The following is a 26,856-nucleotide window of genomic DNA, read 5'->3' on the forward strand; positions in this document are numbered from 1 at the left end:
GCGGGTCTTCAGGGTGTTCATTGCCATCGCACAGGTAGAGTCCAAAACACCAGACGAAATTCAAACTTTTAGGCCCTGCGATCGGCGAACTGAAGAGACAAAAATTAAGGAGAATATCCATGAAAGGCATTTATAATATAGTTACCGTTTTAGCGATTAGTTTAGGAATTGGCCTCGCCCCACCGGCGATCGCAGAAAATTTATCTGAGTCCTCTGTCGCCGAATCCCAGAGTGTGATTGAAGTCGATTCTTATGACTTTGTAGTGCTCGCAGAAGACGCCCTCGATGTGGGAGATTACCAAAATGCTATTTTCCATGCCAACCGGGCGATCGATATCGAACCGGCGTTAGGGAATGCCTATCTGATTCGAGGACAGGCCCGCGCCTATCAAGGGGAAATTCAAGCCGCGATCGCCGACTTAGAACAAGCGGCCCAGGTTTACCGTCAGAATAACAATCAAGCCGGTTATCTGCTGGCCTTGGAATATCTGAAGGACTTGAATGCACCGACTTCTCCTCAAGCCTTAACCCTTCCCGAACTCACCTATTAGGTTTCCAACAAAGCGGCGATCGCCATCCCAGGGCAATGAGTGCCCCTGCCCCCACCTGGATGCGATCGCCCTCCAGGAATCACCCGGTATCACCCGTCATCTCTGAGCAGATATAGCCTGTTCCTTGTCCCCAAAGGATAATCTTTATGACCCTCAAGGCGACCTCAGCCCCATTCCATTACCTGCCCCCCCTAGTAAACCCTTTAAATCAGGCCGCAGTACGAATCCACACCCTACAGCGTCGCGCCCTAAGTGCGATCGTAATTACCCTACTTTTACTCATTCTCACTTATACTCTGGATGTTTTATCCGTTTGGGCTGCGATCGCCACATCAACTGCCCTATCGACCTTGTGTGTATTAAACCTCGTGACTACCACCCTGACCCTGCTCACTGGCATCGCGGGGATCTCGGCAGCCATGACCTTTGTCTCCTATCGTGCTAAGGTGCTGCGGTGTGGTTCCCCCATAGGGAGGACTCGGGGACCCCTGGCTCCCTCCTCATTCAATCCCTAGTTAATCCCCCTCTCAAAGCCTGTTTAAAATTAGACCCAATCGGGTTTTTAAAAGCCGGTTTTCTTCTCACCCGTCCTGGCAGCCTTTCTCCCGGTTAACTCACCCTCTATTAGGGAGGAGTTTTTTCCGGGAATTTTTGTTTTTTTAGGTCAATAGACCTATTGCACAATTGTCTTAAGCCCCCCCTGAATCCAATTTTTATTTCTCTAGCTTCCCCGTTAAAAAAGGGTAGGGGAGTGCGATCGGCTGGAGGGTTGGGAGGATTAATCCTCGAAGGAAACCCAGAATTCTCATACTCAATCCCGTTGTCAAAGACCTATTTTCTCTTTAACTCATACTTTTCTGGCTTCGTCCTTATAGCCCCACCCTTGAGGGTGGGGGTTTTTATAGACGTTTAAAAACCTGATTCCGTATAATATCCAAAGGATTAATTACGCAGAATGTCAGGAATTGAGCAATAGGTAGGGCCTTTTTTCCCGCTGTCCCGCTGAGGGTTGATCAATCCCGATAGAGTTTAGGAATCCCTGGAGTTTGCCTAACCCAGTTTCTGCCGTTCCCCCCTCAAAATTTCGGGAGATCAACCGAAAAAAAAGCTTGTCAAAAGAGTGTTAATCCTGTAAAATTACTGTTTTAAATCGGTCTAAGCCGGTTAAGCGGGCTATTCTAATTGGTAGGGTTGCCCCGGCGCAGGATATCCGAAGGATGGAGCCCAGCTTTTAGGGGGAATCAAGCCAATCAAAATCACTAAACTCTATTCCGCCCCTTGCGGACCCTGCCCCCCGGACTTCGGGATTGGCGGTCCCTTAAGAATTGTAAAGATATGTAAAATCTCCCTTCAGGATCTAGTAAATTAAAGTAAATTGAGCAATTTTTACCTGGGCTTTACTTCCTTCTAAAGTCTATCAGTGGGGTCTACCCATTATTAAACTAGGTTCTATCCGGATCAAAATAGTCAAACCATCCCCGGGGAAAATCCTAAAACATTACAGACATAGCATTTATCAATAAAAACAGTAAGTTCCTTAGAGAAATCAATTTAACCCATTTAAGGTGGTTGAACTCCAAGGGACAGACCCCCATAAACTGAAGTCCCTAAGCACGGATAGAACATGAATTCAGATCCAATTCATATCATTGAAAAAGACTCGTTAATACTTGCGCCAGATACTGAGGTGCGGGAGGCGATCGCCCTCATGAGTCAACAGCGAGTCAGTTGTGCCTTAGTCGTAGATAATCATCAATTAATCGGCATTTTGACAGAACGAGATGTGGTCAGAATGACCGCCGAAATGATGGATATTAACACCCTCCAAGTTGCCGAAATTATGACCCGGAATCCGTTCCGAATTCGGGTTTCCGCTGACTTGGATATTTTTTCCATCTTATCAACCCTCCGCCAGCGCCAAATTCGCCACTTACCTGCTCTGGATGAGTCGGGAAATCTCTTAGGGGTGATTACCCAACATAGTATCCGCAAAGTCCTCCAAGCGACGGATTTATTAAAATTTAAGCAAGTCGCTCAGGTAATGAGCGATCGCGTGATTCACTTACCTCAAACTGCTTCTGTATGGGAAATCACTCAACAAATGACCCGAGATCAGGTCAGTTGTATTGTGATTGTTGACCGTACCGATGACTCACGAACGGTTCCCCTGGGGATGATTACCGAACGGGATATCGTGAACTTTCGGGCTTCCCATTTAAACCTAGCCGAAAGTATGGCCTCCCAGGTCATGAGTACCCCGTTACTGACGATTAAAATCGGCGATTCTTTGTGGAATGCTCATCAATTAATGAAAACCCATGAAATTCGTCGGTTAGTTGTTGTGAATGACTCCGGAAATTTAGCAGGTCTCCTCACTCAAACCAGCCTGTTAAAAGCCCTAGATCCCATTGAAATGGACAGAACCTTAGAGGTGTTACAGGAGCAAGTCAATCGCCGAGTAATGGAGTTAAATCAGGTCAACAATCGTCTCCAAAAAGAAATTACCCTTCGAGAACAGGAATTGCAGGAACGGTCCCGACTGGAGGGGGAATTGAAAGCCCAAAATGCTCGATTGCAGGCTGAGATTTGCGATCGCATCCGAGTCGAAGAGACCCTGGCTCAACGGGAACAAGAATTTCGAGCCTTAGTTGAAAACTCGCCGGATTTAATTTGGCGGTTTAATCGGGAGTTTCGCTATCTTTATGCCAACCCCTCCTCGGAACGTTTATTTGGCATTCCCAGTGGGGAAATTTTCGGCAAAACCCTTCAAGAATTGGGGTTTCCAAATGCCGTAGTATCCCAGTGGAGTCAAGTGCTACAAGAAGCCTTTGAAACGGCGAGTGAACGAACCCTGGAATGTGCAGTGCCTGGACTAGAGGGAGTGAAATGGTGGTTTGCTCGAATTGTCCCGGAGTTGGGAAAAAACGGGGAAGTAGAATCAATTTTAGCCCTGGTCCGAGAAATCAGCGATCGCAAACAGACTGAACAAGAACGTTTGCAACTGCTCGATCGCGAACAAGTCGCCCGCGCCGAAGCCGAAACCGCTACAAATCGGGTGACAAATATCTTAGAAAGTATTACCGATGCTTTCTTTTCCCTCGACTCCAATTGGCGATTTACTTATATCAATCCCCAAGCCGAGTTGCTCTTTCAAAGAACTCAAGAAGAACTCCTCGGGCAAAATCTCTGGGTAGAATTTCCTGAAGCCAGTCAGGGTAAATTTTATGAGGAATACCATCGAGTTGTTGCGGAAAACATTAGCCGGGAATTCCTAGAATTTTATCCCCCCCTCAATCGTTGGTTTGAAATTCATGCTTATCCTGCCAAAGAGGGAATTTCGGTGTATTTTGAAGATGTCACCGAGCAGATACGAGCCGAAGCTTCTTTGAAAGAAAGCGAACAGTTTTTACGCAGCATCTATGAAGGGGTAGAAACGGCAATTTTTATCGTAGATGTTTTGGCGGATGGCACATTTCGCTACTTTGATAGTAATCCCACTCATGAACGGATTTGGCAAATTTCTGCGGAAGAAATGAGCGGGACGACTCCAGAACAACTCTTGCCTCAAGCTGTTGCCCAGCAGGTGACGCAGCGGTATCAGCACTGCATCCAAACGAGAGAACGGATAACCTATGAGGAAAAGCTGCCTTTGGATGGTCAAGAGAGTTGGTGGCTGACCCACTTAAGCCCCATTTTTGATAGTAGCGATCGCATTTATCGTCTGATTGGAACCAGTTTTAATATCACCGATCGCAAGCAAGTCGAAATCGCCCTGGAACAACAACTCAAGCGCGAGCAATTACTCAATGCCATTCAAGACCGAATTCGCTCGTCCTTGAATTTAGAAGAAGTGTTAACAACTGCTGCCCAAGAAGTGCGGCAATTTTTATCCAATGATCGCGTATTAATTTACCGAGTTGATCCTGATGGGACCGGCATCGTTGTTACCCATTCCTCCGATCCCCTAGCGCCTAAGATTAACGGGAATACGTTTCCCCAAGAAAACTTTAGCCCAGAAGAAAGAGACCGTTATACCCAAGGGGAAATAGTCGCGATTGAAGATACGGAGTTAGTCAAACATTTACCTTGTCTATGGGCATTAATCCAAACTCTCAAGATTAAGGCTAAATTGGTCATTCCCATTTTAAAAGAGCAAAATTTGTGGGGGTTACTGATTGCCCATCATTGCCATAGTCCCAGACAATGGCATTCTTCTGAGATAGAATCCCTGCGCTCTATTGCCGGACAACTAGCGATCGCTGTTCAACAATCTACTCTATTTGAACAAGCCAAGGCTGAACTCGTTGAGCGCCAAAAAGCTGAAGAAGCCTTGCAATCCAGCCAACGCTTCGTCCAGAACATCGCGGATACTTCTCCCAATCTTTTATATATTTACGATATTTTAGAACAGCGGAATATTTATGTTAACCGAGAAATTGCTGAAATGTTGGGATATTCTTCTGAAGCAATTTCTAATTTTGGGAATAATTTATTAGCCACCCTAATTCACCCCGATGATCTAGCTAAAATTCCGGAACATTTTAAAACCCTCTCTCAAGCTCAAGAGGGAGAGATTTTGGAACTGGAATATCGAATGAGAAATATTAAAGGAGAATGGCGGAATGTTTTAGCCCGAGAAACGATTTTTGCCCGAACGGAAGATGGCACTGTTAAACAACTCTTAGGCACAGCAACAGATATTACCAAACTCAAAGAAAGTGAAGCCGCCTTGCGGGAAAGTGCCGAACGGGAAAAGGCTGTAGCTTCCGCAGTCCACCGCATTCGTCAATCCCTCGATTTAGGGACAATTTTTGCGGCGACTACGGAAGAATTACAAGGATGTTTAACGTGTGATATTGTTGCTATTTACCGCTTTAATCCGGACTACAGTGGCGAATTTGTCTCAGAAGCGGTCACATCACCACGGGTTTCAGTCTTGCAAAAAAACCGCCAATCCCTGCACCTCTCTGCGCAACCCTCTCCCGGGGAAACTTGCCAAATGCAATCTCTAATTAGTTCTTGTTTAGAATGGCAAGATACCCATCTCAGTCAGACTAAAGGAGGTGCTTTTAACCGAGACGAGAGTTGTTTGGTGGTGGAAGATATTTATCAACGCAACTTTAGCCCTTGTTATTTAGCCCGATTAGAGGAATTTCAGGTTAGAGCTTACATTATTGTTCCGATTTTTTGTGGACCCAAACTCTGGGGATTGTTAGCCGCTTACGAAAGCGATCGCCCGCGCCACTGGCAACCCAGCGATCGGCAGATTGTCATCCAAATTGGCAATCAATTGGGGGTAGCGTTGCAGCAAGCGGAATTGCTCGAACAAACCCAGAAGCAATCAGAAGCCCTCCAAAAAGCCGCGATCGCAGCAGATGCAGCCAACCAAGCTAAAAGTGAATTTCTCGCGAACATGAGTCATGAATTGCGCACCCCACTCAATGCAATTCTGGGATTTACCCAACTGATGAATCGAAATTCATCCTTAAGTCCACAGCACCAAGAACACTTGAAAATTATCAATCAAGCGGGAGAACATTTATTATCCTTAATTAATGACATTCTGGAAATGTCAAAAATTGAAGCGGGGAGAACTGTCTTTAACCCGACTTCCTTTCATTTAATTTCCTTACTCAGAAACCTAGAAGCAATGCTAAAGTTTCAAGCTCAACTCAAAGGCTTAGAACTTCACTTTGAGTTAGATAGCAATTTGCCTGAAATGATAATTTCAGATGAAAGGAAATTGCGTCAGGTTTTAATTAATATGTTAGGCAATGCTATCAAATTTACCCAATCCGGTGGGGTGACCTTACGGGCCAAAATAGAACCCTGTTTTAACCCTAAATCCATCAATAATTTCTCAGATTTTACCGAAACTCCATCTAATCTCTGCATAGAAATTGCCGATACGGGAACCGGCATTGCACCGGAAGAAATGAATCAGCTCTTTGAACCCTTTTCCCAAACTGAAACGGGACGAAAATCCCAACAAGGGACGGGATTAGGATTGCCAATTAGTCGCAAATTTGTGCAATTAATGGGGGGAGATATTCACGTCAGTAGCACCCTGGGAGTGGGGACGGTGTTTAGCTTTAAGATTCAAATTATGGAAATCAACGCCACCCCAGAACCTCCGCTGCAAACGAGGGGACAGGTGATTGGGTTAGACTATGATCAGGAACGCTATCGAATTTTAGTAGTCGATGATGCCGTTAACAATCGCCTGTTTTTAGCAAACCTGCTATCCGAGATTGGGTTTGAGGTTCGGGAAGCAGAAAATGGTCAAGAGGCGATCGCCCTCTGGTCTACTTGGGACCCTCATTTAATTTGCATGGATATGCGGATGCCTGTCCTAGATGGCTATCAAGCCACCCAACAGATTAAAGCCAGTCTGAAAGGACAGGAAACTGTGATTATCGCCCTGACAGCTAGTGCTTTTGAAGAAGAACGAAAAGGAATTTTGTTATGTGGTTGTGATGACTTTCTGCACAAACCCTTTCGAGAGGAAGTCCTTCTCGAAAAAATATCCACTCATCTGGGAGTTCGCTATCGTTATCAACCGGAAATTTCTCTCGATTCTCCAGACTGCGGCCCAACTTCCCACGTTTTGAATACGGATGAAATTAAAAATTATTTATCTCAAATGCCTCCTAAATTTGTCACCGAACTTTATCAATCCGCTTGTCAAGGCTACGATGAAGGAATTTTTTCTTTACTAGAGTTTATTCCCGAAGAAATTAGCCCTTTGGCTCATACTTTGAGAGAATTAACGAAAAATTTTGATTTTGAAATGATTATCGCATTAACGGAACAGGAGGAGGCATGAATTACGCTTTAGGTGAATTAAGTAAACCCCGGGTATCCCAAAACGATCGCCCGAATATTTTGGTGGTGGACGATACTCCCGATAACGTGCGCCTGTTGTCCTCTGTATTGACTGATAATGGCTATCGAGTTTGTAAAGCCTTGAAGGGAGACATGGCTTTAACCGTCTGTAAAAATACCTTGCCTGATTTAATCCTTCTGGATGTCATGATGCCAGGGATGGATGGTTATGAGGTGTGCAAATGCTTGAAGCAACAGGAAACCACTCGCCAAATTCCCGTAATTTTTTTAAGTGCCTTAAATGAGGTAGAAGATAAAGTCAAAGCCTTTGAAGTAGGAGGGGTTGATTATATTTCCAAACCCTTCCAAGAGGCAGAGGTTTTATCCCGAGTTCAAACTCATTTACAGATCCGCCAACTCCAGATTAATCTTCAAGAAAAAAATCTTTGTTTAGAACAAAAAATTAAAGAACATCAACACGCTCAACGCTCTTTGGAAATCACTGAAGCCAAAAATTTGGCGTTGGTCAATGCCATTCCTGATGTGATGTTTCGGATTGGTGAGGATGGATTCTTCTTGGATTATCGGAGTCCCTCTTTAAGGGGTCCTGATGAAATGATAGATAGTCTCGGGAATCCATCCAGTAATACTGTCCAAAAGAGTCAGGATTTTACTCAGAATATTTTTCCCATTTCTGAATCGTTAGCCACTGCTTCGAGTTTTGTGGGCCAGCATATTAATGAAGTTTTATCCGATGATTTAGCCATTTGGATTATGCATTATGTGCAGCAAACTCTCCTGACTTCAGAACTCCAGCTTGGGGAATATATTCAACGGGATAAAAACCTCGATCGCTGGGTTTCTTATGAGGTGCGCTATGTCAAAAGTGGCCCATCAGAGGTGCTGGCGATCGCCCGGGATATTTCCTCTCGCAAACAGGCTGATGCTGCTCGACTCCAAGCTGAAGCTATTATGCGCCATCAAAAGCAAAAAATTGAACAAGCCTTAAAAGAGCTTCAAGAAGCTCAAGTCCAATTGGTTCAAAATGAAAAAATGGTGGGCTTAGGTCAATTAGTCGCGGGAATTGCCCATGAAATTAATAATCCGGTTAATTTTATTTATGGGAATATCTCTCATGTTCAAAATGCCCTCTCTAGTTTAGTCAATCTTTTGGAAGTTTATCAACAAGAACATCCCCCCAATGCCCGAGTGCAAGAAATAATGGAGGAGTTAGATTTTGATTTTTTAGCCGATGATTTAAGAAAAATGATGACTTCAATTGCTGCGGGAGCAAACCGCATCAATCAAATTGTTTTATCTTTGCGGAAGTTTTCCCTCATGGATGAAGCAGGCGTTAAAAAAGTTGATATTCATGAAAATTTGGACACCACCCTAATTTTATTGAAACATCGCTTAACAATATCGGATAACCAAGAGATTGAATTAATTAAAAACTATGGAAACATTCCGCCGATTCTCTGTTATCCGGGCGAACTGAACCAAGTGTTTTTTAATCTTTTAAATAATGCTATTGATGTTTTAAGCGATATCTTACCCGATCGCCTCAAGGCTCAGGAAGTCAATCCCCAACTGCCTGAGTTCGTGCCTTCCATTCGGATTTCTACAGGGTTAACCGATCGCCAAACCCTGTTGATTCGGATCAAAGATAATGGTCCCGGAATCAGTGAATCGGGGCGATCGCGCTTATTTGACCCCTTCTTTACCACCAAACCCGTGGGTAAAGGGAGGGGATTGGGACTCTCCATTAGTTACCAGATAGTCGTCCAAAAACATGGAGGACAACTCTCCTGTAATTCCACCCCAGAAGAAGGCGCAGAGTTCGTCATTGAACTCCCCCTGGTGCAATCCACCGCCGACCCCGGGAGCCTTCCCTAACCCGCGATCGCTGACGAAATCGAAAAGAGCGCTCCCCCTGTGGGAACTTTTTACCGGAGACAGTTTCAGATATTCAATCCCCCTAACGGTTACGGCTTTCCTCCCAGGGGTCCATCGATACCCCTGGGGAGACTCTCTAATCTGACGGCAATCCCTTTCATGTCATGATTTTTTCATTTTTGAGTCAAAAAATCGTTTTAGCCGTCATCCTCCCCTCGAATTCAGCCGATTCTAGGCTTTAGGCCCTCCAGAGATAACTCCATTGTCACATCGGTCAAATGACTCGCATCACATCATCTGGATAGGGTTTAATTCATAATAGAAGCATTTATGGAAACCTCAAAACAATTAGCGGATTGGGTGTCACCTTAAACCCTAAGTAAACCAGCCCATTTCGATGCCGAAATCCACCTGGGCAATGAGTGGGTTTCACCCCTCAGTTCTCAAGGCAGGACGTCGCTCCAACCTCCAACTCCAATCCAGAGGGAAAGGCGATACACCCCCAATTCTGGGGGGGTCCGATCTTATAAAGCCCTCTGAGTGGTCAAGAAACCTGCCCCAACTTTAAGACTTAGTTTGATTGAGAAGACGGAAGATGTTTAATTCAACAGCACTACTCATTGAAGCTTTCGTAGACCGCCTGCAAGAAGGCTACCATCGGACTTACGGAGGATATAAACCGGATTACGCAGAAATCCTAGCTTGGGCCGGTGGTATGGCATTAGAAAATATTGCCAACAGTGATGCCCTGTATCACAACGTAGAGCATACCATTTTGGTCACCTTAGTTGGGCAAGAAATCTTGCGCGGTAAACATATTCGAGAAGGGGGCGTATCCTGCGAAGATTGGCTACATTTCATCATTTCCTTGCTGTGTCATGATATTGGCTATGTGAAGGGAGTCTGTCGCCAAGATGAAGATAGTAAACGACTCTATGCCACCGGCAGAGATGGGCTGAAAGTCCCCATTCCCTTTGGCTCTACGGATGCCAGTTTAACCCCCTATCATGTTGATCGCGGTAAACTTTTCATCTCCGAACGGTTCGGAGGTCATCGCCTCATTGATGCAGAAGTCATTAAACGGAATATCGAACTCACTCGCTTTCCCGTTCCCGCCGATGAAGATCATAAAGATACTTTTAATTATGCGGGAATGGTTAGGGCGGCAGATCTCATCGGTCAATTAAGTGATCCCCGCTACTTGCAAAAAATTGCAGCATTATTTTATGAGTTTGATGAAACTGGGGCGAATAAAAAGCTCAACTACCGCCATCCGGGAGACCTCCGCCGGAACTATCCCAAATTCTACTGGCATGGCGTTTTCCCCTTTATTACTCAAGCGCTGGCTTACTTGAATTTGACCCAACAAGGTAAACAAATCGTCGCTAACCTCTATGCCAATGTCTTCAAAATAGAACATGAAGACCAGCAGCTTTCTGAGGTTGCCTAAACCCCACGGGCGATCGCCTGCAACCTGAGCCCAAATCCTCTGGAATTCGGTTGTTTTAAGTCTGTAAAAACCCACACCTTCAAGGGTGCGGGTTTTTATTAGGACAACCGGATTCCATATCACAAACTTAAGAAAATTTCCCTCCTATCAAAAGGGCGATCGCCATCAAGCGATCGCCCTTTTGACTTCCCATGAAATTAAGGCTATACCCCAGCCTCCGCCTTCAGGGAGACTAGCTTTTCACCTTTCAGCATTCGTCCGGCAGCTTCCAGTAACGATTCCTCCAAATAGGGTTTGGTGAAATAGCCACTAGCTCCCATTTGAATTGCCATTTGCCGGTGTTTGTCTGCACCGCGAGAGGTAAGCATCGCGATCGGTAGAGTGGTAAGTTGGGGATCCTTCTGCATTCGCGAGAGCAGTTCCAACCCATCCATCCGGGGCATTTCAATATCGCAGAAGACCAAATCGCAGGGGAGGCCCGATCGCATTTTTTCCCAAGCTTCTTGACCATCCCGGGCCTGTTCCACCCGGTATCCCGCCTTATTAAAGGTCATGGACAACAGTTCACGGACCGTAATTGAATCATCCACAATCAGCACTGTCGGGTCAATCACCGGCTCCAGTTCAGGTTCAGGCTGAATCCGGTTACCCAGGGCATCCTCCCAGAGAGTGCCGGTGCCTTCGCGCCGTAAACGTCCAGCAGCCAGATCGAGCAACTCTAAAACGTCGGCGATCGCCACAATGCGACCATCCCCCATCACCGTTGCACCGGCAACTCCCACGGGCTTGGGTACAGGTCCTTCGAGTTGTTTAATGACGATTTCCTGTTCCCCTAACACCTGATCCACCTGAAGCGCCAGGAAGTTACCCGCAGAGCGCAGGACCACCACGGAAATGATATCCTCTTCGGGATTGGCCCCATACACCACCCCACGACCCAGGTGGCGATTATAAACCAACAGTTCGCGCAGGTGACGGAAAGGCAACATCGTATCCCGCCAGGGAATAAACGTCTGACCATCGTCCTGGGTTTTAATCCGATCGCGGGGGACATCGATCATATCTTCCACCCCATCCATTGGGAAGGCAATCCGGGCGCGATCGCTAATACAGCACAGGGCCTTAGAGATACTCAACGTCAGGGGCAAACGAATCGTAAAGGTCGTCCCCTTGCCTAGGGTTGAATCAATCGTCACCACCCCGCGAATCGCGCTCAAGCAGGTCCGAACCACATCCATTCCGACCCCGCGACCCGCCAAATCATCCGCTTGATCCCGGGTACTAAATCCAGGCATAAACAGTAAATCATAGACATCCAACCGGGTCATAATCTTCGCCACTTCCGGAGAAATCAGCCCCCGTTGTAATGCCTTAGCTTTCACTTTTTCCGAATCAATCCCCGCGCCATCATCGGAGACTGAAATCACCGTTTGGTTCCCTTGGTGGAACGCCCGCACGACGATCCGCCCGACCGGAGGTTTACCCTTTTTCCGGCGCTCTTCCGGGGTTTCCACCCCATGAGCCAGAGCATTGTTAACCAAATGGGTCATCGGATCGGAGAGTTGCTCCAGAATCATCTTATCGATCAGGGTTTCGCGACCCTCAACCTGAAGCTCCACCTGTTTGCCAAACTTAATCGCATTGTCGCGGACCCCACGCGGGAGGCGATCGGCAGTTTGAGCAAAAGGCACCATGCGCGATCGCGTCAGGCCCTCTTGTAACTGAGTCGTCACCTGGCGCAGTTGGCGGGTCACCTGTTCCGTTTCATCTACCAAAAATTCAATATCTGAAGCTGATTCCCGGACCCGAACAATCAGTTCTAAAATATCTTGGGACAGACTATGAAACGGCGTGAACCGATCCATTTCCAGGGCGCTCCAATCCGACCCATTATTGCCTTGGTCCTTATGGCTGTTACTGTTCCCCACCATAAAGTGGTAGTTTTGTCGCGAAGCCAGCAGAGAAATCTCCAGGAGCGATCGCTCGTACAAATCCTGCATCCGCTGCCCGACATCCGTAAGCTGAGAGACCTGATGCAGCAAATTATCCAAAAACTGCCGCATACGTTCTTGATTCTGCTCGATGCTATTGCGATTAACAACCAGTTCCCCCACCAGATTACTCAGGTTGTCTAATTGTCGCACCGGGACCCGCATCGTTTGCTCAAAGCCCCCACGCCGAGGGGTTCTCCCCCCGGAGTCATGGGAGCCTGTACCTGGAGTTTCAATCAATTTCGTCAGGGTCGCCCAATCATCGGAAGCCGTGGTATCTACATCCGATGGGGGGAAGCTGGATGAGGATGTTGCAGAATTGGCATTTGCCGCCAATGCAGCGGGAGCCGTGGAAGGGCTGGTTGTTCCTGGCTTCTGACTACTCACCGGGTTTAACAGGAGTTCTAACTCCTCAAAACTCGCTTTGAGCGGCCCCATTGCTAACAAATAGTCCAATTCCGTAAAAACATCGGATCCCTGGGTCAGTTTGGGTTCCGGAGGCAAGTCAAGGCGCTCTCGGATGGGGGCGGATATGGCAACAGGCGGGACTTGGCCCGAGTCACTCATCAGCGAGACGGATTGATTGTCCCCAAACAAGGCATCAAAGTCTAAATTAGCCTCTGGAGACGAAGAAAATCCAGACCCTGAAGGAGTTGCCTTGGATGAACCTTGCGGGGGTGGGGCGGTTTGGTTGACATCCAGATTGGGCGATCGCCCCGTCGGTTCATCAAACAGCGACTCTAAGTTTTGATAAAAATCACTGGTGTCTTCCTTATCTTCCGAACTCTCCGGGTCCAGGTCCCAATTCCACTCCTCACCGTCGAGATTGTTGTTGTCATCCCCTGCCGCGAGTTCATCCCCAAATAGTTCAGAATCTAAAGACGACTCCGCCAGTAGGTCAAGCTCTGCGATCGGCGGGGACGGTTCATCATCAAACAGTCCATCTAAGGGTTCTAAGATATTGGACTGTGGCTCTAAATCGGTTTCCTCAAAGTCCAACCAAAACTCGTCGGACTGTTCAGCCCTAGGGGCCGGTTTTCCCGGCGCTACCGGCTCTTTCCGAGCTGGAATGGAGGGTGCGGTGTCGAGTTCAAATAAATCCGTCAAATCATCTTCGAGGGCTGCACTCTCCGAGGGGTCAGAGTCAAACCAATCCACGGATTCATCAGATGCGGTCAGATTCGAGGAAGCCTCCCCCTCCTCCGTTGTCTCTCCAAACAACTCGTTAAAATCTTCCTCATCCACAGGGATTTCAGTTGCCAATTCCGGTTCAAACGGGTCGGATCCAGATGCTGGGCCACTTTCAAATCCATTGATTTCTAGCAAATCGTTAAACTCTGAATCGTCAGCGCTTTCTAGGGAGAACTCCGTATCCGGTTCCGGGGGGGTGATTTCCTGGCCCAAATCTAGGGCCTCATCATCCCACATTTGCTCCCAATCATCCGGTTCTTTGAGTTCTTCTGTAGCAACTTCCTCAAACAAATCGCCCAAGTCATCTAGTTTTTGACTGGAGGACTTGAGGGGTGTTCCGGGGGAGGGACTGCGCAGCGGTTCGCTGATGCTGCTATCCTCCATCTCCACAAATCCCTCCAGTCCGAATAAGTTGCCTAAATCCTCTTCTTCATTTTCCGGACTCCTCATTTCAGTGCGATTGCCGGAAGGGGGTTCAAATAATAAATCGTCAAAATCATCAGAATTAGAGAAGAGTTCGCCAGGGTCCGGGGGTAGAGTTTCCCGGGTCCCTTCTCCAGGAGTTGCTTCTTCTGAGACTTCTTCTCCTTCCCAGTTTTCATCAAAGTAGGAACTCTCCCCTTCAAATAAGTCTGCTAGAGTGTTGAGTTCCGCTGCACCTACTTCCGGGCCACTATTATAAGTGGGTTTGGCAGCCCGTTTATCTTCAGCCCAAGTCTGGGTGTTTTCTGAATCATGATTTTTGTTTTTTGTAGAGTCGCGCCCTTCAAAGCGACGTTGATTTTGATTGGAGTTTGACGAGTTATTAGACATAGGATTAAATTTTGAGTTTGTATGAGTCGTTTCCGATCGGGTTTTGGGGGCTGATGAAGTGGTGGGTTGTGGTTGAGGGCGTAGCAGTCTTTCGAGTTCTGGACTGACTGTAATGGCTTCTGCGTGACCACTGAGAACCTGTTCTCTGGCCTTTTGGATTTCTTTGATAAGAATAGGGGCAAGCACCCGATAGCTATGTTCTGGATGAGCGATCGCTGTGGCTACCTGCGCAATTAAATGACACCATAATTTTAAATCGAATTGCTCTCCGGCTCGTATCCATTGGCGGCAAATTTCTTGCATCCGTTGTTGTCGTTCAGGATTTTCTCCCTGCTTCAACAGATGCACCATTTCTTGCAACAGCCGAGACACGTCACTTTTAAAAATGAGTTGTTTGGCACTGTCTTCTTCGGTGACTCGGTGCTTGGGCGGACTCTGGAGGCGGGTGAGTTCGCCCTCCATCTGGATTCTCTTCTGGGTGTGGGCCACGAAGGCCGATGGACTCTCGTAATCCTGGACAAGCTGGGCTAAATGCTCGTGAAGTTGAGCGATCGCCGGTTGGACTTCGGCACAAATCGCGGCTCCTTTTGCTTCGTCTAAGGGTCCAGGTATGCGGATTAAGGCGACAGTCTCCTGAAGCCCCCGAAACACTCTCAGAAATAGGGAGGAGAGCGTGGGGTCAACTTCAATTTTCACATCCTGAAGCACTTTAAATTCGTCTTCTAGTTTGTGAGCAATTTTTTGAATCGCACCCAGTTCCAGCATTCCTGCCCCCCCTTTAACGGAGTGGGCCGCCCGAAAGAGTTCGGCGAGTACGGACGGATCTTGTACCGCGATCGACAGATTTTGCAACCCTTGTTCTATTGTATTGAGGTGTTCTGTGGCCTCCTCAATAAAATAGCCCATGATTCGCGCTCGTTGTTCCGGCTGCATAGCGGGTGTCCCATTCCTATTGATTAAACCAGGGTCTGATCGGCTTATTTAACGGAGTTTTATCCCCTTGTTTGGGTCCGGATGTTGCTGATGAGAACAGCCTCCGCCCGCTGAGAAGGGTTGTCGTCCGCCGATAACCCGACGTCTTTTCGGGGTTAAGGTCCGTTTCTGGCGATCGGTCCTTGATGAGTTTGACGACGGGTCACCTGGGATCAATGTACCCATTCCTACGGATTCCCTTATCAAAAGCCACGGCTGCCGGTGGTTGTCAACCCTTGTAGAGACGCCCTAGAGCATCTCTACCCTCAACAACTCAGCCCCACACCCAGGCAGAGATTAAAACTCTCCCCTGTGGGTAAAAGCAGCTTGTAGACCCTAGCGACGCTCTCCGGTTTCCACTCGGAACCGTTCCACCGAGGTCAACAGGTCTCGCGCCACACCCACTAGGTTTTGCAGAGAACCCGAGACCCGCTGGGCTTCTTGGGAAGTTTCCTGGGCCGTCAGTTCCACCGCTTGCATAACCTGGGCAACCGATCGCGACGTTTGGGATTGTTCCACCGTATCTGCCGTAATCGATCGCACCAACACATCAATGCGATTGGTCACCTGAATGATATTTTCCAAGGCCCGTTTGGCTTGTTCGGCCCGCTTCGTCCCTTCAATGACCTGCTGGGTACCTTCTTCCATTGCCACCATCACCCCGCCGGTCTCACTCTGAATTTGCATCACGATTTGTTCGATTTCTTTCAGAGCTTTAGCGGAGCGATCGGCTAACTGACGGACTTCATCCGCCACAATTGCGAACCCTCGACCGGCTTCCCCGGCACGAGCCGCCTCAATACTGGCGTTAAGGGCCAAGAGGTTCGTCCGTCCGGCGATCGTTGCAATCAAGGCCACAATTTTGGAAATTTCTTGAGTCGATTCCGCCAATCGCTTGACTTTTCTCGTGGTTTCTGCAACGGTTTCCCGGACTTCCAGAATCCCCGCCACCGTTTGTTCCACCGCCTCTCCGCCTTTTTTGGCGGTTGCCGAGGCAGATTTTGCCACTTCTTCGGCCTCCCGAGCGTTATCAGCCACCCGTTGAATCAAATCCGTCATCACCTGGACTGAATTGAGGGTAGCCGCCAGTTCTTCAGCTTGTCGCAGCGCATCCGTGGATAAACTCCGAGCAAACGATTCACTATCCGTTGCTCCTTTGGTCACTTGTCGCGCCGCTAGTTTCACTTGCAGAACGATTTCCCGGAGGTTTTGAATCGTCAGATTGAAAGAGTCAGCGACGGCACCGAGGACATCAGCCGTAACTTCTGCCTGAACGGTCAGGTCCCCTCTCGCCGCCCCTTCCACATCATCCAGCAGACGAATTACTTGGCGTTGCAGGTCTTCCTTGGACTGTTCCTGTTCTTCTGCTTTCCGTTGGGCTTCCGAGGTGGTAGTGTAGATGATTCGCCCCATTTGGTTGAATTTAGCCGAAAGCTGGCCGAATTCGTCTTCGGTATAAACCGTTGCTCGGGCGGACAGATTGCCCTGAGACATCGTATCGAATTGCGTTTGTAAATCGTCCATAGAACGGCGAATCAACTTAGCGCTGGCACTGCCCACCCCAAAACAGGTCAGAATGCTGGCCCCGCCAGCGGCTAAGGCCATCATAGGATCCTTCAGTTGTTGGGGCCAACTACGTTGACTGGAAAACGCAAAAGAAACCGAAGCCGCTGCGATCGCCGAGACTCCTCCAGAAATTAATGCAATCCACAGGAATTTTTTCCCCAAGGACGCATTTTCTAAAAAGCTCAAAATCCCCGGTTCTGTATTCGCAACCGCTTCTACCGGAGGATTTTCCGGTTGAGTAAAGACTGGGACCTGTTCAGCACTTCCAGCGAACCGAAAAATCTCATCATCTCGAATGATCGACCCATCCGTATCTTCGCCAATATCGTAGCTATCATCGATATCTCGGAAGGAGGCTTTCCTCCCCATGCTGCCCATTCCGAATCCACCTGTACTCGAACCTGTGGTATCCTCCGACAGATCGAAATCGGGAATATTATCGGGAATATTGCCGAAATCATCAAAATCATCAAACTCACCTAAAAAATCAACTCCGTCTTCTTGGAGGGGGGACGAGGTGGCGATGCCGCTGTGAAACTCCTCGCCGTTGCCCTCTGAATCAAAGGAATTATCCCCACTAAAGGCGTCGTCAAAATCCTCTAAATCGTAACTATCCGCCCGGTTGTATCCATTGGTGGGTTCAGAGACGAAGGTCTTACTATCGTAATCATCATCGTCTTCTTCTACTCTTTTCGGTTGAGCCAGTCCTTTGGGCTGGGAATACGGAGGCCCCGATGCTTTGGAAATGGTGTTGAGCGCTTGAGTCTGTTCAAGCTGTTTGCGTCCCATCAACAAGGTTTCCTCTTCCTCGGAAGGGGAGCTAAAGTCAAAGTCTTCGTCAATATCATAAGGAATGCCCAGTTCCCCGGCACCGTTTCCATTCTGGTGATAAGGTGCGTCTTCATCCTGTGGGCTGAACTCATTCCCTAAATCATCGGCAGCATCGAATAGGTCAAAATCTGAGTCGATCGCCGACCCATTGTTGTTGTAATAACTGGTGGGTTCGTCATCCTCTAGGGGGTCTGAATCGGACTCAAAGTCCATTTCATCATCGGGAGCAAAAGCATCTTCAAACTCCTGAAACGGCGTTGCCAAATCCATGAGGTCCAAGTCCTCATGACCCTGATTAAAGGGGGCCGGATTCGAGACCCCGATCGCTGTCTCTTCCCCGACCAAATCCGGCATTTCATCCTCTCTAGGCAAAAAGTCCGGTAACTCAGAGGCCAGGGGATCGCTCCATCGGTTATTTTGAATCTCGGACAAGATTTCTTCATCATCAATGGCAAAGGGGTCTTCGTCCGCTATCCCTTCATAACCCTCTTCGCTCGTAAAAGGATTGAGTAGTCCACCTTCTTCGGTCCCCGAAGCGGCTCCTAAATCCCCCGAATCAAACGGCTCAAACTCGTCAAATTCCATTGATTCCAGTTCGAGATTCGGGTCCACCGGATCCAGTTCCATACTCAACTCCGGTGAATCTGACCCAATCTGGTTAATGGCTAAGGCTTCATTGTAAGCCCGACCCAGGGCAGACTCATCTTCTTCCCAGAATTCTTCTGGCTCGCTTGGGGCTGGGGCTTCGAGTTCAAACACGGCGGTTTCTTGTTCCGATTCCATCGGATCAAAATCCGCATCGAAATCCTCCGCTGCGGATTCAAATTCGTTCTCCGGCTCATACCCATACTCCGAAGATAGCATCCCTTCTGTAGCGTACTGATTGGCGTATTCCATGCCCTGGGATGCTCCCTCCACGAAAGCTGGGTCATCCGTCAGATTCAGTACCCCTTCATACTGACCCAGTGCCACATCATACATTTGCAATCCATAACAATAGATATGACCGGCTAAGAGTCGAGCACTGGGATCCTCGGGAAAATTCGCCACTAATTGATTGACGATTCCCGCTGCTTCTTCATAATTTTTCTCGGTATAGGCCGTTAAAGCTTGTTCGTACTCCTGCTGATAGTCCGTACTTGATACCATTTGCCCCCTCCTGGCGGTGCCTACCTGGTGCGCTCTTACAATTTTTCTAGTGAAATCTTATCAAGGTTAACTAAAACTATAGTTATATCCATTGGATTTCTGGACTGCCTTGATGGGATTCTAGGAGACTGATATTACAAAAAATGGATTTATTTAAAGCCCCGTCCTTTTCAGACGGCTTTTAAGAGGTGTGCTATAAATGAGTGTAGTGTATGGACGTAACGATAGCCTTTTCCGATTTGATCCAAATCCCTTATCTCTTGACCCAGGCTTAACCCTTTGCCTCGCTCATCTGGGCTCTACCTCATCAGTTTGAATAGGGCGATGGAATGATTGTGACACCGACTCCAGTTGTCAGACGGTTGAAAATCTGGCTAACTTGAATCGGTGGCAGAAGTTTCTCAACTTCCTGAATCATCAGGTTTCCAAAACTGAGAAGGGGTTTAAAAATAGAGTCTTGTCCGAGGGTAAAGTCTGGGGTAAAAACCCGGTTGATTGAGCGGGATCTGCCTTTAAATCTCCTGGATGGGTGATCCTGGGCGATACTGGGGGTCGGGGCGATTTAGGCAGCCCATCGTGCCGATCGCACGATCGCCACTTGGTCCAGCAGTCGCAAAATTTTTTCCTCTTCTTCTTTGACTTCTTCTTTGGGTGGGATGACCCATTCCCCTCGTAAAAAAGGAGCCATACTGTCTGGAACATTGGTGGGTAGTCGGACTTGCTCCACATCCAGCCAGTCCATGCCCACAATTTGATCAACCGCTAACCCTAGTATAGTGTCTTGGTCTTCGACTGCGATCACGGGAATTTCTGGGCGATCGGTATTCAATGTTGTGGGTTCTCCGAGAAATTGACCGAGGTCCGCCACCCAAATCACCCGCCCTCGAATATTCAGTGTTCCCAACAGTAAGGAGGAAACGTTGGGAATCAGTGTAATGCGATCGGGGGATTGGGAAATCACCTCACGAATCCCCGTTGCACTTAACGCAAATTCATTGCCAGAAGGCACGAAAAACCGGAGATGTAACTCTCCTTCAGGGCTTTCTAATTCTTGAAATTCCGGTGCTTGTTCTAAGCCAATCCCCGTTAAAAAGTCCGGATTACCCACCATGATTGCAAGTCCCCTATCTTCTGAGTAGCTGTTTGACCGTTCCTACCAGTTCAGTCGGCTGGAACGGTTTGGCAATGTAAGCATCTGCGCCTTGCTTCATCCCCCAATAGCGATCAAATTCTTCACCTTTCGACGAACACATGACCACTGGAACGTTTTGGGTTTTGGGATCAGCTTTAAGACGACGACAAACTTCGTAGCCATTCATCCGAGGCATCACGATATCGAGTACCACGAGATCCGGGCAGGTCTCCTGAATACGTTCCAGGGCTTCTAAGCCATCACTTGCTACGGTAACATTCAATCCACTCTCTTTCAGTAGGGTTGAGATCATCTCCCGTTGCGTGACGCTATCTTCTACAACCAGAACTGTGCTCATAACTTCCCTTCGGTGAAAAGCTCTCTAAATAGATGAACGGGACCGCCCTCATGGCGGCGTGCTTGTTTTAGCCCCGCTGTCTTCAGGTTATGCAACCGGAGACATTTGAGGGATGGGTTTAATACTGCAAGCGTCTTCAACACAGTGGGTGACAGGTAATTTTCCTTTGAAAATTAGAAATAAATTCTATTATATTGGCCCCAAAGCACTCATGAAAATCAAGGCTTTCACCCCCCACCCTCTGGTGCGGTCAATTTGGGTAGCCCACAAAGGGGGTATTCAAAGCGCCGATTAGCCTCCGGTGCGATCGCCGGGTTGCTTCAAGGGGTAGGGGTTGGGGTCTAACTCACCGAGGGGGACGAACGAGCAGCCTCTGGTTTGGGACCCTTTCTTTCAAAAAAGTGTTCGTTGGTCGGGTTTGGTGCTAATGATAGTTTACCTCTTCACGCTCCTAGATCTAAATAGACTGCGATTCTAGTTTCCCAAAGTTTCTCGTCTTCTAGTTGCGGGCTACAGTTTTTAGATGCCACAGACAAGAAGGCGGGTTTGTAGCCTAAATTAGGGATTCAAAGAGGTTGTCAAAAAAACCCCGTTTCTTAACCCGGCGGGTCACCCGGACGGACTCCAGGTGATCCCGCCTTGAGGCGCGATCGCTGGGGTGTAATTTGCCCGGGACACAAGGGGCGATCGCCTCGGACGGCTGAGTATTCCCATGACAGTTTCCCCTAGAGTTCGGCTTCGATCACCTCAGCTAATACCCGGTCCGGTTCGGGAACATCAGGGTCACCGGGGCCAATATATTTTTCCACAATGGTTAAGAGTTCACTTTCCCCAAACGGTTTGGTGAGATAGTCTGTGGCTCCCACCATCCTCGCTTTGACGCGATCGATAAACCCATCTTTTCCCGTGAGCATCACGATGGGAGTCTGACGAAAAACGCTGCTATGACGAAGCATGGCACAGATTTCATATCCATCCAGTTCCGGCATAGTAATATCGCACAGGATCAGGTCAGGTTTTAGGTGAAAGACTAAACTCAGGGCTTTGAGGGGATTCATCAAGGCGGTCACTTCATACCCATATTGGGCCAGGATGGCTTCCACGGTTTTACCAACGGTGATGTCATCTTCAATACAAACGACTCGGGGAATTTTAAATCCCGGATCGACCTCGCATTCTCCCAATCCGTTGCCATTAAAAGATGAGTTGGGATAAAACAGTTGGACCAATCCCAACTGAACGAAGGGATAGATCGCCCGGGCGACGGTTAAGATATCCCGATTCAGATACCGTGACATTTGGCGGAGGTTGGTGGTCCCATCTGCCCAGCGATTGAGGTTATTAAAAGTATTTTCCGGCAGGGCTTCCCGCATCTGGACGGCATCGGAGATCACCGGGCATTGATTGGGGGATTGGATATGGGGATGAAACTGTTTCCACTCCTGGACTTGCTTGATAATTTTGGTCACGAGGGGGGCAATTTCCAGGGTGGTCAGTTGCGGTGCGAGTGCCGGACCCATTTCAAAAATAAAGGAGCCTTGGTGGAGGCTGAGGAGGTCGAAGAGGGTTTCGCGAACCATGCCCTGAATGATGCTACGTCCTTGGGCTGGGGTGAGGATATGGTTTTCGAGTAAAGCCCATAAATAGCCATACTCTAGGGCATTGGTTGCAGAAATGGAGAGGTTGGTAATGCTGTCTAAGGCTGCTTCTACGTTATAGCGCCGCAGGAAGTCCCGCAATCGGGATAGGCTGGTATCCGTATTGGCCGCATAAATGATTTGTCCATTGGAGAAGAACACAAACCAGGATTGGTCACAGGAGCGCGATCGCTTATCTCGGTAAGGATAGCGATACACCAAGGAGTCACGCACGTTATCGCGTCCGCCACAGGTATTGCCGGAGTTAATTCCGTATGCTTCTACAAACAGTTCTCCGGTTCGCTGTCCCAGTTCAATGAGTTGTAGAATGCTCCGAATATCGATTTCATTCAAATTTCCCTGCATGCCACTAAAATTTTCTCCTTAAAACCGTTTGAACCCGACCGTGCTATAAGGCCCGCAGGGGTAGGGAATACACTGTTCACCTGAACGTATGGGATGCCTGGAATCCCTGTTGATTTAGAGCAGGGAACAAAGGCGGTGTCTTCTTTCATTGAGTCCGAGTTAAGCAGGCAGCTTACGCTCGAAAGATCTGCCCGAAGAATGGTCTGCCTGGGGAACCCCTGAAATAAGGTGAGACTTCTGGGTTAACCCAGAAGGCTGTATGCTGAAGCCCCGTTGAACCCGCACGTCTGAGAATGGTTGAGCAGACCTAACACCGCATGGGTGACAGACAATGACCAGCAGATTTCCATATCATAATGTGAGCTAAATTACAATCCCTCTCATTCGGGTCATTGTTTTGAGCCGGTTATGGCACCTTGACAAGGTATTGACCGTGGATCTTCAAGCAGATCCGCCTCTATTTGAGGGGTCTGGATCAAAGCAGTCGGACTAGAATTGCCAAAGCTGTCCTTTTACTGTACCGTCTTATCCCCCGGTAGTGGAAGGGTAAACGCCGATTGTTATGATGCGTGAATAAGCCGGATGATCTCCTCGGCTGGCCTATTCCCACCCCAGAACTCTGGGTTTTGACGATTCCCGGGTTTAGGAGTCGTGCAACAACTGGCTTTAAACCATCCTGGGCCTGATACAATAGAACAAAATTTTCTTTCTCTCCCGGTTTTTAGGCCGATTGGAGATTCCGGGGTCTACCACGCAACCTAGTCTTTATGCGATCGCTTCCCTGATAGGGTATGATACGCCTTTATAGGTTCTGATTTATTAGGTTCTGACCCGGAGCTGCCATCTGGATGTTCCAAATTTTTAGACTTTTTCCATTGCCAGCAGTGGGTGAAGGGTAAGCCAGAAGATCCACTGGGGTTTCTGTGACTGCCACTCTCCCAGACGCTGTTCAAGCTCTAAAAGTGGATAAAACAGCAGATAGCTCGGCAACTGATCCATCTGGGGATCTTCCGTGAGGGATCTGATCTACAGTGTTCGTTCTGATTATAGGTCAACCTCTCCCCACTTGCTTGGAGCGATCGCCTGAATCAAGCTCGGCGATCGCTGGGGTGATTTCTCCCCGGTTGGATTGACACTTAGCGATCAGCGCTGCGATCGCCCCTCGGGGATCGCGTGGGGTCAAGTTATCCTAACCCACCCCGATCATTTTACCCATTCACCGGAGGTCAAAAAACTTAGCTCCCCTTTAAACTTAAGTCATCATTGGGGTTGATTAACAGGTGAACTTATGCTAACAAATGCTAATATACGCTACCATTTAGGTAAGGCATAATACCACTGCACTCAACGCAGTTAAATTAAGGGGAATATCCCCCAATAAGTAAAGAAAATGTCAGCAACCCTCCCAATCGGAAGGGACTTAGACCAACCATCCGGACTAAAATGCTGACCGTGCCAATCACACCGTTACCCCATCAATACTGAATGAATACCCCCTAGTTACCTTGCTCTGCTTTTTCATCAGTTGTCAGACTCGACTCAAAGGCAGACTTTTCCTGAGTATGGTTGAAAGGAACAAATCCAGTTTTCAAAGAGTTCCAACGGAATTAAATGCCCGAAAAATCCCTCCCCCTTCTTACCATAACCTCCGGGGTTTCAACTAGGTTTTTAACAGATGAAGGCCACATCAACTGCACCCAAAATGCTCAAAACCCACGAATTTATTCCGTTGAATAGGATTCACCGGATTCAATTAAGCCGGTCATTATCTGCTAACCTTGACTTGATTTTCGACCCCCAAAAAGTCCGGAAGTTAAACTCTGGAACTATAAGCCAAACCGATATCCCTAAGCTGACCTTAGCTCAATTATTACTCCAGCGATCAGCGGATATAGCCATCACCCCAATTATTTTAAATGCCCTGCTAAAACAGGTTAAATTAGTCCCCCCTCCCCTTAAAAAAAATATAGTTAAGATTGCGGATATAGCACTAAAATTAAGCCAACCCGGGTCAAAAAAGGAGGCGCAGATTCATCAAAATGAAGATAGCAGTCGATTGGATAAAGTCCCAACCGGATTGTTCCCTAAGTTGGCTCTTAAAACGCCAGGAATGTATCTTGAGTATTTAGGACCGGTGACCCCAAAGAAGGGGATACCTAAGCGGAGTTTCATCACGGTTGACCCTTACTTTTTTAGTAAGAAAGACCGGATTGTTTCTGAAATTGATACAGTTGGGTTGAGGCCAGCCTTCAACGGATTAATGGGTTAACTTAGGTTAGCAAAAACGTATCAAAAGTATTGGTTGAGATCAGAATTCGGCATAGAAACGGAAGAGGAAGATCGGCGTGCTTTATCTAGCGGAAGTACAAAAACAGAAAAGCGGCTTTGGCCTGGGTAGCGGAAAAGCTGAACTCAAACTACTCGCCTGTCAGCGAGGTGAACAAAGTTGGGCGGCAGTACCCGGATCGGAGACGATCCCAGCGGACGATGCCAATAATTTGAATGCGGGGACTCTGGTACTCGTCGATCTGAGTCCTAATAAACAAATTAAAGGCAATATTGAAGAGGCGGCTAATCGTCTCGTCAGTATTTTGCAGGGATTCTCCCGAGGCCAAGAGAAAATTAAAACCAAGGAAGAAGAAATTGAGCAGTGGATGCAGTCGCTGACTTACCAAAGTCAAGAACTCCAGCGCCGCGAAATGGAACTTCAAGTTCGAGAAGAAGAAATCGCTCAACTGGAGTCTCAACGCCAAGAAATTCAAGGCTCCTCGGAGGAAGCACAACGCATTCGCGATGACCTGAAAGCCAAACAGCAGGAACTGGATGCGGCGCTGGAAAAACTCCAGTCTGAAAAACAGGGGATGGAGGCGCAACTGGCTCAATCCGAACAGTCCGTTAAGTTGGATCAGGGACTCGCCACTCACGTTCAGGAATTGCTTGATTATTTAACCCAAACGACCCCTCCGACGGCCTCCCTTGGGGAACAGATTGCAGTGGTGCTTCAACAAATTTCCTCACAGCAGGCGGTTCTTGATGAACACTGGCAACGGTTGGAACAACATCGTTCCCAAGCGCAAATAGAGGAACAAGAAGCGGAGGCGAAACAACAAGAATTAGGGCGATTGCGTCAAGAGTGGGAACAAAATCAAGGAGATTTAGCCGAGGCTCATTCCCAATTGAAACTCCTGGAAAAGACCCTTTCTATTCAGCAAAATCATGGGAATACGCTGGATGCGCAGGTTAAGAACCAGGTGCAGTTAAAAGAACAATTGGCTCAACTTTCAGAGCTGTTTGAACAGGTGGCTGTGGTTCAAAAGGTGGATATAGAAGCTCTGGAACGGATGCCTATTGAAGAACTGCAAGGGTTGTCACAAAATCTCCAGCAAGATTTGGATAAAATCTTTCAATTTGTGAATGGTCAAGAAGAGGAGTTGAAGTTACAGCGGGAGACGATTCAAGAGCTAGAGCGACAGTTGGCAAATGCTAATGACTCCGATCGCTGGAATATTCAGCGCAATCTAACCGATGAGCAGGAAGCTTATCAAATGTTAGACCAAACCTTGGTCGGTCAGCGCCGAAATCTCCGGGAACGTCAAGAAACGTTGACTCAACACCAAGCGGTTTTGGCCCGTCGTCAAGGGCACGGGGATGCGACGCCGATTAAACAAGGTCAACCGCTGGATCCGGTTTTGGCACAAATTGACCAACGGAAACAAACTTTGGAACAGCAACTGGCTCAGATTAAACAGGAGATTGAGCAAACTCGACAGTCTCTTGAGGGGGTTCAGGGTCAGGTGAGCGATCGCGCCAATCAAATGGACGGGAAACGACAGGCGATCGAGCAATTGGAGGCGCACTTGCTTCAACTGCGGAGTAGCGCTGCTCAATTAAGGGGTCGAATTACCAATTATGAGGAGATGTTGCAGCCGCTGCAAGATAAGCTGAATGAACTCAAGTCTAAGCTGGAAGAAGTCAGCAGCTTGTTGACTCAGGTCCAGGAAACCGAGGGTCATCAACAGCAGGCTGTCGCCCAACTCCGGGACCTCCTCATCGGGTTGATGAATTCCCAGTCGGCTGAGTTGGCAGCATCGTAGCATCCCCAGGGAAGGGGGTGCGTTCAGTGGTCCC

Annotated in this window: 12 protein-coding genes and 1 pseudogene; 6 read left to right on the forward strand and 7 right to left on the reverse strand. The window is 48.0% G+C overall.

The window, feature by feature from the left end:
* Positions 1 to 119: 119 nt before the first annotated feature.
* From NG796_RS08935 to NG796_RS08955, 5 genes are all read left to right on the forward strand, one after another.
* Positions 120 to 551 (forward strand): hypothetical protein, encoded by a 432-nt coding sequence (locus NG796_RS08935; protein ID WP_261205572.1) that lies wholly within the window; start codon positions 120 to 122, stop codon positions 549 to 551.
* A gap of 146 nt (positions 552 to 697) precedes the next feature.
* The gene (locus NG796_RS08940; protein WP_261205574.1) at positions 698 to 1,066 is read left to right on the forward strand and encodes a hypothetical protein; all 369 of its coding nucleotides are present in this window, start codon (positions 698 to 700) and stop codon (positions 1,064 to 1,066) included.
* 1,109 nt (positions 1,067 to 2,175) lie between these two features.
* Positions 2,176 to 7,377, forward strand: a complete 5,202-nt coding sequence (locus tag NG796_RS08945; RefSeq protein WP_261205581.1) for a PAS domain S-box protein — start codon at positions 2,176 to 2,178, stop codon at positions 7,375 to 7,377.
* Positions 7,374 to 9,272 (forward strand): hybrid sensor histidine kinase/response regulator, encoded by a 1,899-nt coding sequence (locus NG796_RS08950; RefSeq protein WP_261205587.1) that lies wholly within the window; start codon positions 7,374 to 7,376, stop codon positions 9,270 to 9,272. The genes NG796_RS08945 and NG796_RS08950 overlap by 4 nt, the downstream gene beginning before the upstream one ends.
* A 595-nt stretch (positions 9,273 to 9,867) precedes the next feature.
* Positions 9,868 to 10,722: an Npun_R2479 family HD domain-containing metalloprotein gene (locus tag NG796_RS08955; protein WP_261205589.1), complete on the forward strand. Its 855-nt coding sequence runs from the start codon at positions 9,868 to 9,870 to the stop codon at positions 10,720 to 10,722.
* A gap of 203 nt (positions 10,723 to 10,925) precedes the next feature.
* Here the strand turns inward: NG796_RS08955 and NG796_RS08960 are convergent.
* The 7 genes and pseudogenes from NG796_RS08960 to NG796_RS08990 all read right to left on the reverse strand — a co-directional run.
* Positions 10,926 to 15,614 (reverse strand): annotated as a pseudogene (locus NG796_RS08960) (response regulator); the annotation flags it as partial.
* Positions 15,615 to 16,025: 411 nt separating this feature from the next.
* Entirely contained in the window at positions 16,026 to 19,235 is a 3,210-nt protein-coding gene (locus tag NG796_RS08965) for a methyl-accepting chemotaxis protein (protein WP_261205607.1), read from the reverse strand.
* 562 nt (positions 19,236 to 19,797) lie between these two features.
* Entirely contained in the window at positions 19,798 to 20,346 is a 549-nt protein-coding gene (locus tag NG796_RS08970) for a chemotaxis protein CheW (RefSeq protein WP_261205609.1), read from the reverse strand.
* Between the two features lie 13 nt (positions 20,347 to 20,359).
* Positions 20,360 to 20,725 carry a response regulator transcription factor gene (locus NG796_RS08975; RefSeq protein ID WP_254566766.1) on the reverse strand — a complete coding sequence of 122 codons (366 nt, stop codon included), beginning with the start codon at positions 20,723 to 20,725 and terminating at the stop codon, positions 20,360 to 20,362.
* Positions 20,726 to 21,450: 725 nt separating this feature from the next.
* Positions 21,451 to 22,728, reverse strand: a complete 1,278-nt coding sequence (locus NG796_RS08980; RefSeq protein ID WP_261205611.1) for a response regulator — start codon at positions 22,726 to 22,728, stop codon at positions 21,451 to 21,453.
* Positions 22,729 to 23,589: 861 nt separating this feature from the next.
* Positions 23,590 to 23,727, reverse strand: coding sequence for a hypothetical protein (locus tag NG796_RS08985; RefSeq protein ID WP_261205613.1), 138 nt, complete (start codon positions 23,725 to 23,727; stop codon positions 23,590 to 23,592).
* Between the two features lie 52 nt (positions 23,728 to 23,779).
* Positions 23,780 to 23,911, reverse strand: a complete 132-nt coding sequence (locus NG796_RS08990; protein ID WP_261205616.1) for a hypothetical protein — start codon at positions 23,909 to 23,911, stop codon at positions 23,780 to 23,782.
* Between the two features lie 1,162 nt (positions 23,912 to 25,073).
* Here NG796_RS08990 and hmpF point away from each other — a divergent pair.
* A complete protein-coding gene (gene hmpF, locus NG796_RS08995) occupies positions 25,074 to 26,822 on the forward strand; it encodes a pilus motility taxis protein HmpF (protein WP_261205627.1) in 1,749 nt (582 codons plus the stop codon).
* The last annotated feature ends 34 nt before the right edge of the window (positions 26,823 to 26,856 follow it).

Source organism: Laspinema sp. D2d (assembly GCF_025370755.1).
In the GTDB taxonomy this organism is placed as follows: domain Bacteria; phylum Cyanobacteriota; class Cyanobacteriia; order Cyanobacteriales; family Laspinemataceae; genus Laspinema.